Origin of the sequence: Alteromonas gracilis, from assembly GCF_043642145.1 — a bacterium.
GTDB classification, from domain to species: Bacteria; Pseudomonadota; Gammaproteobacteria; order Enterobacterales; family Alteromonadaceae; genus Alteromonas; species Alteromonas gracilis_B.
The window spans coordinates 1-1,007 of sequence record NZ_JBHZRZ010000038.1 but is presented as its reverse complement, the minus strand read 5'-3'; the positions used below and the strand labels follow the sequence as shown (position 1 = coordinate 1,007).

General features: G+C 45.8%; 1 protein-coding gene. It reads left to right on the top strand.

All coding sequences use genetic code 11. The annotated features are described in order from the left end of the window. The coding region (locus ACHUFN_RS20190; RefSeq protein WP_394224524.1) for an IS4 family transposase at positions 1-1,007 on the top strand (1,007 nt) is incomplete at both ends.

The following is a 1,007-nucleotide window of genomic DNA, read 5'->3' as shown; positions in this document are numbered from 1 at the left end:
GCGTGCGTGAAAAGCTTGCTGAGCGGGCGCGCTGCAACTGTAACAAGCATAGGTCGAGGGATTAGTACTAATGCCTTTGAAAAACATCGGATTAAGCGTGCCGACCGTTTGCTTTCAAACCCACATTTGTTAAGTGAAACACCACTCATCTATGCATCTATATGCCTACTATTTTGTGGCAGCACTTCACGTCCTGTTATCTCAATCGACTGGTCAGATTTAGACGACCGTAAAGCACACTTTCTTCTACGCGCGGCAATATCTCTGAAAGGTAGGCCCATTACACTTTATCAAGAAGTGCACTGTGGCAAGACAAAAGAGAAGCCAGCTACACACAAAGCATTTCTAAAGACATTGCACGCTATGTTACCTTCAAGTTGCCGACCCATTATCGTTACTGACGCAGGGTATAAATCGCCTTGGTTCAGAGAAGTATTAGCGCTCGGGTGGGATATAGTCGGGCGCGTTCGCAAACCGCATTTTTACTCGCTAGACGGCGGTAATAAGTGGCAGTGTATTCGCCATCTCTATGCTCAAGCGACCTATCGACCGAAGCGTTTTAATAACAGCAAAATAGTTAGAAGCAATCCTTTTGCCTGTACGCTTATTCTCTTTAGGCAGAAGATGAAAGGACGCCACGCTTCAAATCTAGACGGTACACGCAAAGCTTCCAAACGCTCAAAAGTGCATGCGCAAGGCGTTAAAGACCCATGGCTGTTAGCGACATCACTAGCGCCTCACCGTCATTTATCGAAACAGGTCGTTGCTATTTATCGCCAGCGCATGCAGATTGAAGAAGGGTTCAGAGATATGAAAAGTAGCAAGTTCGGACTTGGCTATGAGCAAAATAAAAGCGTGAAAAAACAGCGTTTAACTATATTGGTACTGCTGACTACAATAGCGTCACTTGTGGCTATACTACTGGGTATAGTGCTCGTCTCTTCGAATAAGCATCGGCGCTTCCAAGCCAATACCGAAACCAGAAGTGTGCTGTCATTCCATTACCT